The sequence below is a fragment of the Pseudomonas sp. 14A genome (assembly GCF_018132745.1).
GTDB lineage: Bacteria > Pseudomonadota > Gammaproteobacteria > Pseudomonadales > Pseudomonadaceae > Aquipseudomonas > Aquipseudomonas mercuritolerans.
In genome coordinates this window covers 38,464-54,443 of sequence record NZ_JAGRQJ010000013.1, presented here as the reverse complement: position 1 = coordinate 54,443, position 15,980 = coordinate 38,464, and the positions used below count along the sequence as shown (strand labels likewise).

Annotated in this window: 7 protein-coding genes; all 7 read left to right on the top strand. The window is 57.0% G+C overall.

Annotated features, from left to right (window positions below; translation table 11 throughout):
- Nucleotides 1-367 precede the first annotated feature (367 nt).
- The 7 genes from PS14A_RS13945 (at nt 368) to PS14A_RS13915 (ending at nt 15,959) form a co-directional block, all read left to right on the top strand.
- Nucleotides 368-13,426 carry a hemagglutinin repeat-containing protein gene (locus PS14A_RS13945; protein WP_212616510.1) on the top strand — a complete coding sequence of 4,353 codons (13,059 nt, stop codon included), beginning with the start codon at nt 368-370 and terminating at the stop codon, nt 13,424-13,426.
- A gap of 2 nt (nt 13,427-13,428) precedes the next feature.
- The gene (locus tag PS14A_RS13940; protein ID WP_249121301.1) at nt 13,429-13,698 is read left to right on the top strand and encodes a hypothetical protein; all 270 of its coding nucleotides are present in this window, start codon (nt 13,429-13,431) and stop codon (nt 13,696-13,698) included.
- A 130-nt stretch (nt 13,699-13,828) separates the two neighbouring features.
- Nucleotides 13,829-14,164, top strand: a complete 336-nt coding sequence (locus PS14A_RS13935) for a hypothetical protein (RefSeq protein ID WP_212616509.1) — start codon at nt 13,829-13,831, stop codon at nt 14,162-14,164.
- Nucleotides 14,165-14,439: 275 nt separating this feature from the next.
- Nucleotides 14,440-14,859, top strand: coding sequence for a hypothetical protein (locus PS14A_RS13930; protein ID WP_212616508.1), 420 nt, complete (start codon nt 14,440-14,442; stop codon nt 14,857-14,859).
- 59 nt (nt 14,860-14,918) lie between these two features.
- The gene (locus PS14A_RS13925) at nt 14,919-15,221 is read left to right on the top strand and encodes a hypothetical protein (protein WP_212616507.1); all 303 of its coding nucleotides are present in this window, start codon (nt 14,919-14,921) and stop codon (nt 15,219-15,221) included.
- 25 nt (nt 15,222-15,246) lie between these two features.
- Complete coding sequence (locus tag PS14A_RS13920; RefSeq protein ID WP_212616506.1) at nt 15,247-15,549, top strand: hypothetical protein; 303 nt, start codon at nt 15,247-15,249, stop codon at nt 15,547-15,549.
- Nucleotides 15,550-15,656: 107 nt separating this feature from the next.
- Complete coding sequence (locus PS14A_RS13915) at nt 15,657-15,959, top strand: hypothetical protein (protein ID WP_212616505.1); 303 nt, start codon at nt 15,657-15,659, stop codon at nt 15,957-15,959.
- Nucleotides 15,960-15,980 lie beyond the last annotated feature (21 nt).

Here is a 15,980-nt window from a genome sequence, read left to right as displayed (position 1 = left end):
GTTTTGCGTAGGAATCGAACACTCGGGATGAAACCTACAAGGGATCATCCGGAATCTTACAGAGGTTACTTCGGATGAACCGTGAGTAACCCTGAAGGCGTACCCGCGCTCGCAAACCGACGCTGATAAATAGATCCGTTAACAAGCTCATTGCCTACGGATTTGAGCTGTACCGCTCATCGAAATCGATTCTTCAACGCATCCATTAATTGACGCCAAAATAGTGGCCATCTAATATCGCGCCACTATTTTGATACTAGTGCGCTATTGCAGGGATGCCAGCGACGCTTTGCGCTCATCCGAGCCGCTGTACGGCCGAGCATGGCACCTGATCAGACCGATTATTGCCCGTTGCAGGATCTTCTACATGGACGTTCGCCAGTACGCATTCCTCGCTCGCCAGCCTTCTGCCGCTACGGCCAAACGCGAGCAGTTCCTCGGCATGCCCAAGCGCGGACTGGCCTTCCTGCTGGCCAACGTCATGTTCTGGCAACCGCTGTGGGCGCAGGCCGACGGCATTGTCGTGGCCAACCCGAATACCACGCTGGACCGTGCCGGCAACGGCGTGCCGATCGTCAACATCGCCACGCCCAACGCCAGTGGCCTGTCGCACAACCAGTTCCACGATTACAACGTCGGCGCACAGGGCGTCATCCTCAACAACGGCGCGACTCAAACTTCGAACACGCAACTGGGCGGTCACGTCATCGGCAACCCGAACCTGAAAAACAGCGGTTCGGCGCAGGCGATTCTCAACGAAGTCATCAGCGGCAACCCGAGTCAGTTGCGCGGTTACACCGAAGTGGCCGGGCAGTCAGCGCGAGTGATTGTCGCCAACCCGTATGGCATTACCTGCAATGGCTGCGGTTTCATCAACGCACCACGGGTGACGCTGACTACCGGTAAACCGGTGCTGGAAAACGGTCGGCTGGATCGCTTTCAGGTCGATCAGGGCAGCGTGGCTATCGAAGGCGCGGGCATCAACGCCACCAATATCGACCGCTTCGAAATCATCACCCGCAGCGCGAAGATCAATGCGCAGATCCAAGCACAGAACCTGACCATCGTCGCCGGGCGCAACGACGTTAACGCCGACAGCCTCAACGCCACGGCCCGCGCCGACGACGGCAGCGCCAAACCGCAACTGGCCATCGACTCCTCGGCACTCGGCGGCATGTATGCCGGGGCGATCAAACTGGTCGGCACCGAGGCCGGGGTCGGGGTGAAACTCGACGGCAAAATGATCGCCAGTGGTGGTGATATTCAGCTCGATGCGAACGGGCAACTGAGCCTGGCCGACACCTCGGCTACCGGCGCGGTCAACGTCAAAGCGGCCAGCCTTGAGGCGCAAGGACCGGTCTACGCCGGCACGTCGCTCAATGTGCAGACCCAAGGCAACCTGACCAACCGCCAGACCTTGGCCGCCCGCGACAGCGTGGTGCTTAGCGCAGATGGGCAACTGACCAACGCCGGCGCCATCGAAGCCGGCGTCAATGCTGACGGCGGCCGTAACAGCAACGGTGATTTGAGCCTTCGCGCACAGAATTTGAACAACAGTGGCAAGAGCCTCAGCGCCAGCCGCAACCTGACCGTCAACGCCGCGCAAACCCTCAACAACCAGAATGGTCTGCTCAGTGGCCAGACCACAAGCATCACTGCCGGCACGCTGGACAACCGCAACGCCGGCAAAGTGCTGGGCAACAACAGCCTGACCCTCATTGGCAATCAGGTGCTGAACAATCAAGGCACGCTCACCAGCAATGGCAGACTCACCGGCAACATCGGTCAGTTGCTCAACAGCAACGGTGAACTTGGCAGCCAGAGCGACGTAGTACTCACGGTCACCTCGCTGGACAACGTCGCCGGCCTGATCACCGCTGGCCGTTTGCTCGACATCACCGCCCTCGGCGCCATCAACAATCGCACCGGACGGATCGGCGCGAAACAGGCCGTAGCGATCAAAGCGCAACAACTGGACAACAGCCAGCAAGGCCAGCTGACCAGCGAAGGCACGCTGACCACGCGCATCAGCGACCAGTTGAACAACCAGAACAAGGGCCTGATCCTGGCCAACGGTGCGATGGACGTGCAGGCCACGCGCCTGGATAACCGCGCCGGCAAGATTTCCGGTCTCGACACCCTGACCGTCAGCAGCGCCACCACCGACAACCGTGCGGGTGTGTTGCGCGCCGACAAAGCGATGACGGTGCTGATCGATAATCTCGATAACCGCGAAAAGGGCCGCGCCGAGAGCAAGGCAGCGTTGACCTTCGAAGGCAGTACGCTGAACAACAGCAACGGCGGCTTGCTGACCTCGACCGGACTGTTGAACCTCAAAGCACGGGATGTCACCAACGATGCCGGACGGATTTCCGGCAAGGGCGATGTCGACGCCAGCATCGACAACCTGACTCAGCAAACCGGCGAACTGGTTGCCGAAGGCAATTTGAAACTCACCGGCAAGACTCTCAACAGCCGCCAGGACAGCCTGGTCGGGTCGCTCAAGACCCTGACCGTCAATGTCGACCAGATCGACAACCGCGCCAGTACGCTTTCGAGCCAACTCGACCTGCATATCGATGGCGCACGCCTGGACAACAGCGAGGGCGGCAAGGTGCTGTCCGACACTACGCTGGGCCTGAAAGTCGCGCAGATCATCAATGCCACCAATGGCCTGATTTTCAGCAAAGGCGCGGCGACGCTCAGCGGCATCGGTTTGAGCAACGTGGGCGGGCGGATCGTCAGCCAGAACACACTGGACCTGACCTTCGACAATGCCCTCGACAACCAGCAAGGCCTGATCAGCAGTGAAGGGCAGATGACCCTGAATCTCGGCAGCCTCGACAATCGCCTGGGCAAGCTGTCGAGCCTGGAAGCGATGGCACTGACCAGCGTCGCTGGCGTGCAGAATCAGGGCGGGCTGATCGCCTCGCAAAAGGGTCTGACCTTCACCAGCGGCAGTCTCGATAACAGCGACAACGGCATCCTCAGTGCCAAAGATGATTCGACCCTGAACACCGGTGAGTTCAAAAACCGTCAGGGCGGCAGCCTCGCCACAGACGGCACGCTGTTGCTGACCACCGCGCATCTGGATAACTCCGGCGGCATCATCGGCAGCCAGAAAACTCTGCAGGCTTCCGTCACCTCGCTGCAGCAGGACGGCGGCGAGCTGTTCAGCAACGGCGACCTGACCCTGGACCTCAACAATGGCCTGCTCGATAACCAGCGCGGCAATATTCATACGCCGGGCCAACTGCTGCTGAAAAACCTCAAGGATGTGAACAACAGCGCTGGTGAAATCTCCGCTGCCAAAGCCTGGAATCTCAACGCACAAAGCCTGAACAACGACGGCGGCAAGCTGCTCAGCAATGAAAAACTCACCCTGGTCATCGACCGTGCGCTGAGCAACGTAAAAGGCCTGATCGCCTCCGCTGGCCTCCGAGCGCGCAGTGCCAGCCTCGACAACAGCGGCGGTGAGATTCGCGGGCGCGGCACGGTAGATTTCACCGTCACCGATCTGTTCGACAACCAGGCTGGCGTGGTCATCGCCGACGAGGGCCTGACGCTCACGGCGGCGCGTCTGGATAACCGTCGCGAGGGCCTGGTCGGTTCGACCCAAGCGCTGCAACTGGTCGTCGACCGTCTCGATAACCGCAGCGGTGAACTGTCGAGCAAGGCCGGCGTGAGCCTGATCGGCGCCTGGCTCGACAACAGCGACAGCGGCTACATGCTGGCGGGCGGCAATCTGGCGTTGACCGTCAACCAGGTGATCAACCGCAACAACGGCGTGCTGTCCGGCGCTACCGGCCTGACGCTGGTCGGCAAAAGTCTGGAAAACAGCGCTCGCCTGGCCACGCAACAAGACCTCGCCATCACTCTTTCGGGTGAGCTGAACAACGCGCAGGGCAGTCTGTTCAGCGAAGGTGCGCTGGCGATCGATGCGCAAAGCCTCAATAACGATGGCGGTACGCTGTCCAGCGCCAAAGCGCTCAGCGTCGACACACGCGGTGCGGTCAGCAACCGTGGTGGCCAGTTGTTGACCGATGCAGCGTTGACGCTCACCAGCAGCGCGCTGGACAACCAGCAGAAAGGCGTGATCAGCAGCAAAAGCAATCTGCACATCACTACCGGCGAACTCAATAACAGTCAGGCGAGCATTTACGCCGCCGATCAGCTTGAGTTGAGCGCCGGCAAACTGACCAACACGGCTGGCAGCCTCGGCGCTGGCAATGCGTTGACTGCCGATATTCAGGGCCTCGATCAGCAGGGCGGCAAACTCTTCAGCAGCCACGCCAGCGTCAGCGTCGACCTGCACGGTGGTGCGCTGAACAACCACGGCGGGGTGATCAATGCGCCAGGGCAGTTGCTGCTGAAAAATCTCGCTGAGGTGAACAACCGTGGCGGCGAGATTTCCAGCGAGCAGGCCTTTGAACTGATTGCCAAATCGCTGGACAACAGCGGCGGCCAAGTGCTGAGCAATCAGAAACTGAGCCTGACCCTCGACAAGGCCCTGACCTCGATCAAAGGCACGATCGCGGCAGCAGCATTGCAGGTTCGCGCGGCCAGTCTCGACAACAGTGATGGCGGCGTACTGCTCAGTGACAGCGATATCTCGGTGACCGTCGATGGCCTGCTCGACAACCACAACAAGGGCAGCATCCGCGCCGCGCAACAACTGACCCTCAACAGCACCGGCCTGAACAACGAGGAGGGCACGCTGGTGGGTGCCGCTGGCCTTGCCATCGACCTCGGCGCCACCGCGCAGGACCTCAACAACCAGGGCGGGGTGATCAGCAGCAAAGGCGCGTTGAGCATTGCGCATCTGCGTGACCTCAATAACCAGGACGGCGTGATCAACAGCAAAGGCGTGCTGAGCATCTCCAGCCTGCGTGACCTGAACAACCAGAAAGGTGAGGTTTCCAGCGTCAACAGCTTCAGCCTCAGCGCCAACAGCCTGGACAATCGCGGCGGCAACCTGATCAGCAATCAGCAACTGACCCTCACGGCGGCCGAGCTGAAAAACAATGGCGGTCTCATCTCCGGCTGGACTGGCGTGACCCTGTCCGGCGGGAACATCGATAACAGCCTCGCAGGCGCGATCTCCAGCCAGCTCGGCAATGTCAGCATCGACCTCAGCGGCGCGCTGATCAACCACAGCCAGGGTGGCGTCGGCAGCAAGGGCGAGCTTTTCATCAAGGCCGCCAGCCTCAACAACAGCGCCGGCACGCTGACCAGCGACGGCAAGCAGACCTTAACTGTGCTCGGCGGTGAAATCAGCAACGCTTCCGGCGGCTTGATCAAAAGCGCTGACACCCTCGATATCCGGGCGGCGAGTCTGAACAACGCCTTGGGTAACCTGAGCGCGAAAAAAGCCCTGACCTTCACCGGCGGTGCGTTGAACAACAGCGGCGGCAGTCTGGTCGGCGATGATCGCGTCACACTCGACCTGCTCGGCGCGCTGACCAATGTCAACGGCACGCTCGGCAGCAGCGGGCCGCTAGTGCTGACGCGTTCGACCAGCATCGACAACCGTGGCGGCCAGATGATCAGCCAGAGCCTGCTGAGCCTGCTCACCAGCGGCGATCTGAACAACAGCCAGCGCGGCACCATCGCGGGCAGCGGCCAACTGAATCTCACCGCCGGCGGCCTGCTGCGCAACGACGGCGATGGCCTGATTTCCAGCGGCGCCGCCGACGCCATCCTCACCGCAGCCGCACTGAACAACGCCGGCGGCGCGGCGCAAAGCATGACCGCGCTGACCGTCAACACGGGCAACGGCGCAATCGACAACCAGGGCGGCAAGATCATTGCGCAGAACGGCGATCTGAACCTCACCGCCGCCAGCCTCGACAGCCGAGGCGGCGTGCTGTCGAGCCTCAAAGGTCTGCTGCAAACCCGTCTGACCGGTGTGCTGCGCAACGGCCAGTCAGGCAAGATCGAAGGCAGCCGCCTCGACCTGCGCGCACTGGGCGGCATCTACAGCGACGGCGGGCGCATTGCCGCCAACAGCGGCGACATCCTGCTCAACGCCGGCGGCAACGCCCTCGACAACAGTGGCGGCGGCATCTATGCCCGCGGCCAGGTGAACGTCATCGCCGGTTCAATGAACAACAGGGCCGGCCAAGTCAGCGGCAGCCTCATCGACATTGGCCTTGGCGGCAATCTCGCCAACAACGGCGGCCTGATCGAAAGCGCCAGCACCCTGGCAATTCGCACCGCCAACCTCAACAACCAGAGCGGCAAACTGCGTGCCCTCGGCGGCAGCGGCAAAACCGATTTCCAGATCGGCAGCCAGTTCGACAACCGCAACGGCCTGGTGGAAACCGCCAACACCGACTTCACCCTCGCCGCACCGAGCTTGCTCAACGCTGGCGGCACAGTGACCCATGTCGGCCTCGGTGAATTCGGCATCTCCACCACCAACGTAATGAACGCCGGCGGCTCACTGGTGACCCGTGGCGGCCTGACCCTGAACGCGGACAGCTGGACCAACAGCAGCGTGATCCAGGCGGGTCGCTTGACGGTGAATGTCGGCAATTTCGTGCAGACGGCCAGTGGGCAATTGCTGGCTTCGAATCAGTTGGTGGGGCGTGGCGGGAACTGGACGAACGAGGGGTTGATTGCCAGTGATGGCGGGCTTGATATTCAGTTGAGCGGGACTTACGGCGGCAATGGGCGGGTGAGCAGTGTCGGCGATCTGGGGCTGCTGGCTTCGCGCATCGATTTGAGCAGCGTGGCGAGCATCACCGGTGCATCGACCGCCACGGTCACCAGCCGTGGCACCCTGTCCAACCTGGGCCGGCTCACTTCCGCCGACAGCCTGGCCGTTAATGCCGCGTCGCTGGTCAACAACGGGACGTTGGGCAGCGCCGGCAAGCTGCGGATCAACAGTGATTCGTTGCTCAACGAGAACGGGCTGATCTTCAGCGGCCGTGACATGAACCTGCGCGTTGGGTCGCTCACCAATCGTTACGCCGACATCTACGGTATAGGCAATATCAGTATTGCCCGCGATGACAGCAACGGCTGGAGTTCTTCGATCGATAACATTTCGGCGACCATCGAAAGTGTGGGTGATCTGAGTCTGTCGGCCGATCACATCGAGAATCGCAAGGATGTGTTTGAAGTTGCTGCCGGTGGCGGGCTGGTCTCGGGAACCATTGGTGTTCGATGCACGACGTGCACCTCGTTCAGTGGCATCAATTTCGAAAGTCGCCTGCCGAGTCACTTGGTCTGGGTTGAAAAATACCACTCAACCATTGTCAGGGATTCGGCATCAGGCACCTTGACGGCCGGGCGCGACCTTACGGGGAACGGACGCGAATTCATCAATAATGCGTCGGTTGTCAGCGCTGGTCGAAATCTTACATTCAACGTTGAGAATTTTACTAACCAAGGGGCGACGGCGGGGGATTACACCGTTACGCGTTGGCTAGATGCGCCGCGTGCAGCCCGAAGCTGGGGCTTCTGGCAGGACGTTTTGAATTACAACGCGGCCAACGATCCGGATTACGACTCCGGTTACATCGGAGCGCTGAACGGCAAAAGAACAATGGTTCCCAATATTCACGTCTGGGATATGAATGACGTTGAGTCGCTGACCCGGATTGGCGGGCGTCAGGGTGGTCGCGAAGCTATCAGATACCTCACGTTCGGCTCGATCGCTGTCGAATACGATTCTGGAAAGCTCCATTACGCTGCGCCCAGTTATGACACCGGCGTTCGTGCAGAGGCCCCGGACTTTCTCAAGAACGCGGTATTCACCAGAGACACCGTCACTGAAAGTACCCCGACATCGAATGCAAACGCGGTCGTCCAGGCCGGTGGCACCGTTTACATAAACGCAACCAACAAAATCGACAACGGTGTTGTCCGCAACGGCAACGCATCGGTCGGGGGAGCATCGCGCCTGGGGTCCACCCAACTGGCCGGCCAGGTCACGCCAACCGTCATTCGCATCAACGCGCAGCTACCTCCAGATCTGGCCCAACAGCAGGTCAACCCCCTGGCCTTGCCGGGCTTCACCTTGCCGAGCGGCGACAACGGCCTGTTCCGTCTGAGCAAAAAGGACGGTAGCGAACCGGCGATGGTGGCCGCCGAAGCCTGGAAGATCAGCTCTATCAGCGCCGCACCCTCGACACATGCGGGCGGGATGCCGGTCCGACATGCTACCGAGTTCAAGATCGACGACAACGCCCCGGTCTCGGTGAAAAACCGTGAACTGGCACTGGCTGATCGTCAGTCGCTGAATCTCAACGACAAGACCGCAATGATCAGCGTCAATGCCGCCGAGAGCGGCGGACTTGTCCGGGTTTCAGCGCCTGATCGTGGCAATGTTTCCTTTGACGTGCCACGTGTACAGGGTCTGCCTGACACCAGCGTGCGCTCCAACCCACACAAATACCTGATCGAAACCAATCCGGTACTCACCGACCTGAAAAAATTCGAGAGTTCGGATTACCTGCTGCAGAAGCTCGGCTACGACCCCGACACTAGCGCCAAGCGCTTGGGCGACGGCCTGTTTGAACAACGCTTGGTGCAGCAGGCCGTGGTCGCCCGTACTGGTCAGCGCTTCATCGACGGCCAGACTTCCGACGAAGCGATGTTCAAGTACCTGATGAACAACGCCATCGCCAGCAAGGACCAGCTCAACCTGTCGATGGGCGTCACCTTGACCGCGCAGCAAGTGGCAGCACTGACCCATGACATCGTCTGGCTTGAAGAGCACGAAGTGAATGGTGAAAAAGTGCTGGTGCCGGTGCTGTATCTGGCCCAGGCCAATAACCGGTTGGCGCCAAATGGGGCACTGATTCAGGGTGGAGACGTGACCCTGATCGCCGGCGGCAATCTCGATAACGCGGGTACGCTGCGCGCCTCGAACAACCTCTCGGCAGAAGCAGGCAATAACCTCACCAACAGCGGCCTGATCGAAGCGGGCGAACGCCTGACGCTCAAGGCCGGCAACGACATCATCAACAAGTCCGGCGGCATCATTTCCGGCAAGAATGTCAGCCTGACAGCCACCAACGGCAGCGTGATCAACCAGCGCGACGTCAACAGCGTAGATGTCAGCCGCGGTGGCAACGTGTTCCATCGTGACTACTTGGACAACGCCGCGCGAATCGAAGCAGCCAACGATCTGACGATCAAGGCCGGCCTCGATATCAATAACATCGGCGGTGTGCTCATAAGCGGTCAGGACATGACGCTTGATGCGGATCGCGACGTCAATATCACCTCGGTCCAGGATCGCCGCACCGACTCGCGCGGCAGCAACTTCCTTAACCAGACCATCACCCAGCACGGCGCTGAAGTGACGTCCGGGCGGGATCTGTCGATCAGTGCCGATCGCGACGTGGCGATTGTGGCCAGTCGACTGGACGCCAAGCGCGATCTCAGCGTCGATTCGGGCAACGATATCGTCATCACCTCGGCCGCCGATCAAAGCGACTACGTTTCGCGCAGCAAGAAGCGCGCGAACGAAACCCATAGCATCACGCAGCAGTCTTCGGTGTTGAACGCCGGCCGTGACATCGCGCTGAACGCCGGCAACGACCTGGGCATCATTGCCAGCCGCATCAAAGCGACCGAGGACATCAGCCTCGATGCAGAACAGGACATCACCGTAGCTTCGGCGAAGGATGAGAGTTCGTCTTATTACTACAAGAAGAAAAAGGGTTCGTTCGGACGAAGCAAAACCACTCAATCGGAAAGCTATGAGAGCGAAAACGTTGGCTCGGTAATTGAGGCCGGCCGTGATCTGACCGTCAACGCCTCCAAGGACGAAGACGGCGCTGTCAGTCTGGATGGCGGGCGCAATGTCACCATCATTGGCAGCCAGCTCAACGCCAAAAACGACCTCGTCTTGGGTGCGACAAATGACGTGGCGATACTTTCCGCCACCGAAGAAACCGGTACATACACCAAGAAAACCAAAACCGGCACCTTCGGCCTGTCGAAAAGTGGCAGCAGCCATTTGCAAACAACCGTTACTCAGGTCGGCAGCGAGCTCAATGCCGATCACGACGCCGTTATCATCGGCGGCCGGGATATCAATCTCAATGCCAGCGTCATCAACGCCAACAACAATGCGGAGTTGCACGCCGGACTTCTGGATAAGACGGGTGACATCAATCTTTCCTCCGCTGACAACGAAGCCTACAGCCGCGCTGAAGAGTTCAAGAAAAAGCTGGGTCTGTCTCTGAAGGACACAGTTGGACTGTTTGCGGGCACCCCGGGTGCTGGCGCCGATATCACGGCTAATGCGTCGCACAAGGGCGGACGTGAAGTCGTGAGTTCCACGAGTGTTGGCAGCGAAATTAATGCCGGTCACGATGCAATCCTGAAAGCGACTCGGGACATCAACATTATCGGAAGCGGCATCAATGCAAATCATGATGCGAATCTCCATGCCGGCCGCGATGTAAACGTGGTTGCAAGCACAGATGAACACCGCGACAACAGTTGGGAAACCAACAAAAGCTATGGCATCAAACAAACCATTGATAGCAACTCGTTCAGCACTTTTGTCGGCAATGAAACCATCAAGAACGGAGTCAATAGCAGCGGGCACACCGCTGCGGGCAGTTCGATTTCTGCCGGGCAGAACCTTAACCTCAACGCCGGTCGTGACGTCAATCTGCAAGGGTCGGACATGCAGTCGGGCATCGATCTGAAGATTAATGCCGAGCGTGACATCAACATTGATGCGGCAGAGCAGGCCGAAGCGATCACCACTTGGGACAGCATCAAACGCAACGGTACTACGACCACGGTCGCCTACAACATTGGTAATACACTCGACACCCTCCAGGGCACCGGTAAAGGACAGGATGGCGTCAGCAAAGGCTCGAGTGTATTGAAGTCGGTCGATACCCTGGGCCAGTTTTTCGCCGGGGCGACGTTCGATAGCCACGCGGGGGCGTCGAGCATCAGCCAGACCCGGACGCAAACATCGGTTACCAATCGTCCTTCGACACTGTCGGCAGCCAATGACATCACGCTTGACGCGGGTAATGACGTCGTGGTTCACGGCAGCAAGTTTGACGCTGGCCGCAACATCAACATATCCGGTCGCGATATCACGCTTGACGTTGCCCATGGTGCTGACGGTAGCGAAGGCAATCAGACTCAAAGCAAAGGCGGCCTCAAGGGAGGCACAACGGGGGGCTTCAAGCTTGGCGTTGGTATCAGCAACGCCGCAAGCGAAGAGAATTCCACTCAGGGTAATTCCACGCCGACACAACTCAATGCCGGTGGCAGCATCAACCTGGATGCCAAAAACGATCTGACGCTGATTGGCACAAGGGCAATTGCTGAGCGCGATATAAATCTCAAGGCTGGCAATGATCTGAATATCCTCTCCACACAAAATGCCTACAGCAGTGACCATAATCGTCGTAGCTGGGGCGCTGAGGGCGGAGTGATCGCCGGGCAGGACGGCTTCGGCTTCTACGGCTCTGTCAACGTCGGTTTGGGGGATCTCAAACGTCAAGGGGTTGAGCAGCAAGAAGCCTATCTGTATGCAGGCAAGGGCCTGAATTTTGAGAGCGGCCGTGATACCAATATCGCCGGTGCCACTTTACGAGGGGACGAAGTCACAGGAGATGTCGGGCGTAACCTTACTGTGACCTCGGTGCCCAATACCGGTAAGGTCGAAGGCAAGGAACTTGACGCTAGCCTTACCGTGGCGGTGAGTATCGGCGCGACTGTCAGTGGTTCGCTCGGTTATGGGCAGACAACCGGGAAAACCAATTGGGTCGAAAACCAGACCACCATCAGTGGCAAAAGCAAAATTGATATCCGAACCGAAAAACATACTCAACTAGATGGCTCGGTGATTACCGCTGACAACGGCAATTTGAAACTCGATACCGACACCCTCGGTTACCGCAATATCACCGGCAAGGATAACGAGCACGGTTACTACCTCAATGTTAGCGGCAGTTACGGCAGTGGCGGTGGTTCCCAAGCCGACAAACCCAACAAGGGGATGGAAGGCGATGGTAAAAGCAGTTGGGCGGTAGAGGGCTACAAATATGACAAGGATCGTGAACAAACCCTCAATGCGACGGTGGGCACGGGTGAAATTGTCGTTCGTCACGATAAGCAGACGGGCCAGGACTCGACCGCAGGGCTCAATCGTGATGTCGGTAAAGCCTATGAGGTGACTCGTGATGACGAGCACCGAACGGATCTTTACGTGAGCAGCTCCTCGATCAGCGCTGTCATGAATCCCGAAAAGACATTCAATCAGTGGGTGGAAAATGCGGAGAAGTACGGTGAGAACAGCCTCGAGTCGTTGAACAAACTGGTAGATCTGGTTTTCGCCACGAACGCTTTCGTCGTTGGCAATGGAATCAATAGCGCGAATCTCGTTCTGGCCAATCGAGCCGCTACTCGAGTGATTCTCAAGCGCATGCGTAATGAATCCACTCGAAAGGAAACGATCAAGATAGTGATCGCGAGCATGATGAACGGCGCCTCGTCTCCCGAGGCGCAAGCCATGATTGACCGCATCAACCAAATTGGAGAGACCAATCCTGAGTTAGCATTGAGCCTGCTGTATGCCTTCAAGCGCCTGCAAACACCCGCAACCGGGCAATCGCAGTTTCTACCTGTAGTGGCAGCCGGAGGTGCATTGGCCGTGCTTGCCGGAGCGCTGTTGACAGTTGCAGCTTCGCCGCAGAACCAGGAGGCGATGCGCGAGGCGGTGAATGGGTTGATGGAGGCCACTAAAGATGCAGGGTTGCAACTACAAGAACGTGTCAAGTTGGCCTCAGAGTTGTGGGAAACCATACTAGGTACGGCATTCCCAATACACATGCTGGACCCCAAGTTTGGGACGTTGATCAATCCTGTGGTCGATACTGACGTTCTTCATCCTGTCAGCGCCGGCGGATATACCATTGAGCCTTCCTCGCCAAGCAGCACAGGGGGAAGCACAATTGAAAACGGGGAAGGGTGGAGCACTACGTCCCCAGCCGTAAATCCAGGCCCATCGCCAGGCAATATGTACAGCACGGCTGGAACGATAACGACGGAGTCAGGTGCCATACCTGACGCAAACGAGGTACGGGCCGGGGAGGAACTGTCTCGTCTGGGTTATGATGTTACGTTCCTCGCAACCGCGTCATCCCAAGGAATTCAGGGGCAACGTACTGCTGATTTGATGATTGAAGGACTAGGCCCGATTGACGTGTATACCCCACAAAATCTTAATCCTTCAAACATCCTGAAAAATATCGAAAAGAAAGCGAGTCAGGCCAGTGGTGTGATTGTTCAGGCAGATATTTCCGCAGCGGATATGTCTTCGATAGCGGGTCGTATGTGGGGTAAGTCGAACGCTCAGAACATCAAGACGATATTTTTCCAGAAAGCCGATGGCTCTGTTGTTCGCTTTAACCGACCTCAAGGAGGTAAATAGTCATGTCGAAATTCGCTTGTATCTGCGGTCATGTGATTAACCTGTCCCATGGTACTTCTGAATCCGAGTTGTCTCTGGTTCCAGAGACAACGATAGATGCTATAGGTGGCATCCTTTCAACTCGTGGACTCTCCGAGGAAGGGTTTTATGATGCGATAAGCGATGGGGCTTTTACTGTATATCGCTGTCCAAAATGTGGTCGATTACATTTAGATGAGGGCGATGGGATTTTCTCTTCATACATTAAAGAGGAAATTGTTCAGCGAGGATAAACGGGGCAGACCACGTTTAACAATCCGTGGTCTGTCCCCGGTTCTCTCGAAAGGTGATTGGGAGCCGCACATCGAAGGGATGAATCCAGACGGTGTTAGAATTTCAGATAAATTGAAAGGTCTTTGATTTATGACAGTTGAGAATGAAGAAGGCCGTCTCTTGAACGATATTGCTGAAATTGCCGTCTTGGAGTGGCAAAAGTACCAACAGCGGTTTCCCAAAATTAGGGTCGGCAATGAAATGCAGCGGGAGGATCATTCTGCGCTGCCACCTTTCGTCGCTTTCAGGTTTAAGTGTATTAACAAGGTTGACATCGACAAGTTGAAAGCCGCGGTGGAGAGCTATGAGGGGGCTTTGTCATGGTCGCTTGTAGGCCGGCCACGAGAAGGGCTCCCAGGGATCAACTGGATGATTGCACCGTCAAGGTTGTGGAAGTTGGTGATTGTGGCTCGCAAAAAAATATGACAGCAGCCGTCTACTTGTCTACTCATGAACCTTCACTCGGTCCACTGGCCTACGAAGATTTAACTGGACTTGCCGAGCATGTTCGCTCCGTATTTAATCTCTGAAAAGGGATAATGGGACAGACCATGTTTGGAAAGTACTCCGAAAACGTGGTCTGTCCCTTTTTACGTCAACGACATCAGAAGTTAGTTTGGCAACAAGTACGATGAAGGAATCAGACAAATGTTGGAGTACGCCTCCAAAATAGATCCGAACGATTTCAGGAGGTAATGACGGTGGATTTTTCATTCCAGGTATTTGGAACGGTAGGACCTCTGAATGGCACCTTGTCCAGAACGCAGGTGCGTAGCATTTTGGGTGGTGATTTTGAGGAGTTCAAGAAAACGGCTGCCTCGTTGAATACGACGGATGCGTTTGTAAGATACGACTTGCATGTCTTTTATGACCATCGAGATGTCGTGAAAGGTGCGGAGTTTTTCGAAAGAAGCGGCGTCACCTGGATTGGGCACAAACTTGTGGGACAAAAATTGTCTCGCATACTGAGTCTGTTCCGCAGTAACGGCATTCAACCTGTCATTGACGATGACGGGTTTGACGTTAGCGAATTTGGTATAAGCTTTTATGTACCGGACATCGAGGACGGTGAGGACGCATTGATCAAATCCCTGTACATCAACCTGCCTACCGATAGGTAATCCTTCATTTTCATGGCTCTGAGGAAACTCCACTTCCACCGCACTCTGGAGGTTTTACAGTGATTACTGAAGACATGAAGATCGTCCAAGAGATCTTTCGGTTGGTGGAAGGCGGGATCGTTCATGGCTACGACGCTTTCAGCTACAGCGTCGAATGGGGCGGTAACTATATGGAAGCTGAACTTGCCGTTGAGAAAGATGGTGTTGAGAGATGGGATGCCGAAACGGATTTCAATAATTCAAAAATCTACATGCTCGTGGAGAAGCTTCACGAAAATGCAGCAGTAAGGGGCGAACCATGGAAATCCTTCGTGCTCTCGTATCGCGATGGCGAACAAGTGCGAACGAAATTTGGTTATTGAACCACGGGACGTCGAACGGACAGGCATGGTCATCGAAGATCTAGAAGTCATTAAAAGCATTTTCCGAATCGTTCATGGCGGCATCGTCCACGGCCACGACTCTTTTCGTTACGAGATCGAGATGGGAGAGGGGTTTATGGAGGCCGAGTTGACCGTCGAAAAGAACGGCATTGAAGTGACGGATGCCGAGATCGATTTTGATATTTCCGACGTGTATTTTCTGGCAAAAGAACTGAAAGCCAACGCCGTGCAACGTGGAGAGCCTTGGAAATCTTTTGTCATGTCATACCGCGAGGGCGAACAGGTGAAAACGAATTTCAGCTATTGACCTCTCTACAGACTCCTACAGCGGATCAAACTGCGCAACCCACGATCTCTGCATCTGTGCCGCCACTCTGAGGAAACCCGCATTCGCCGCAATCTGGAGGTTTTACAGTGATTACCGAAGACATAAAGATCGTCCAAGAGATCTTTCAGGTGGTCGAAGCCGGCATCGTCCATGGTTATGACGCGTTCCGTTATGGCGTGGAGTTGGGGGAGGGTTACATCGAGACGGAGCTGTGCGTTGAGAGAGATGGCGTCGAGGACTGGAATGTCGAGGAAGACATCAACGGCGCGATAATTCTACGTCTGGTCCGCGAATTACAGGACAGCGCAATCAAGCGCGGCGAGCCATGGAAGTCATTCGTCCTCTCCTACCGCGAAGGCGAACAAGTCAAAACGAAATTCGAGTATTGATCCCCGACTTTGAGATCAGAA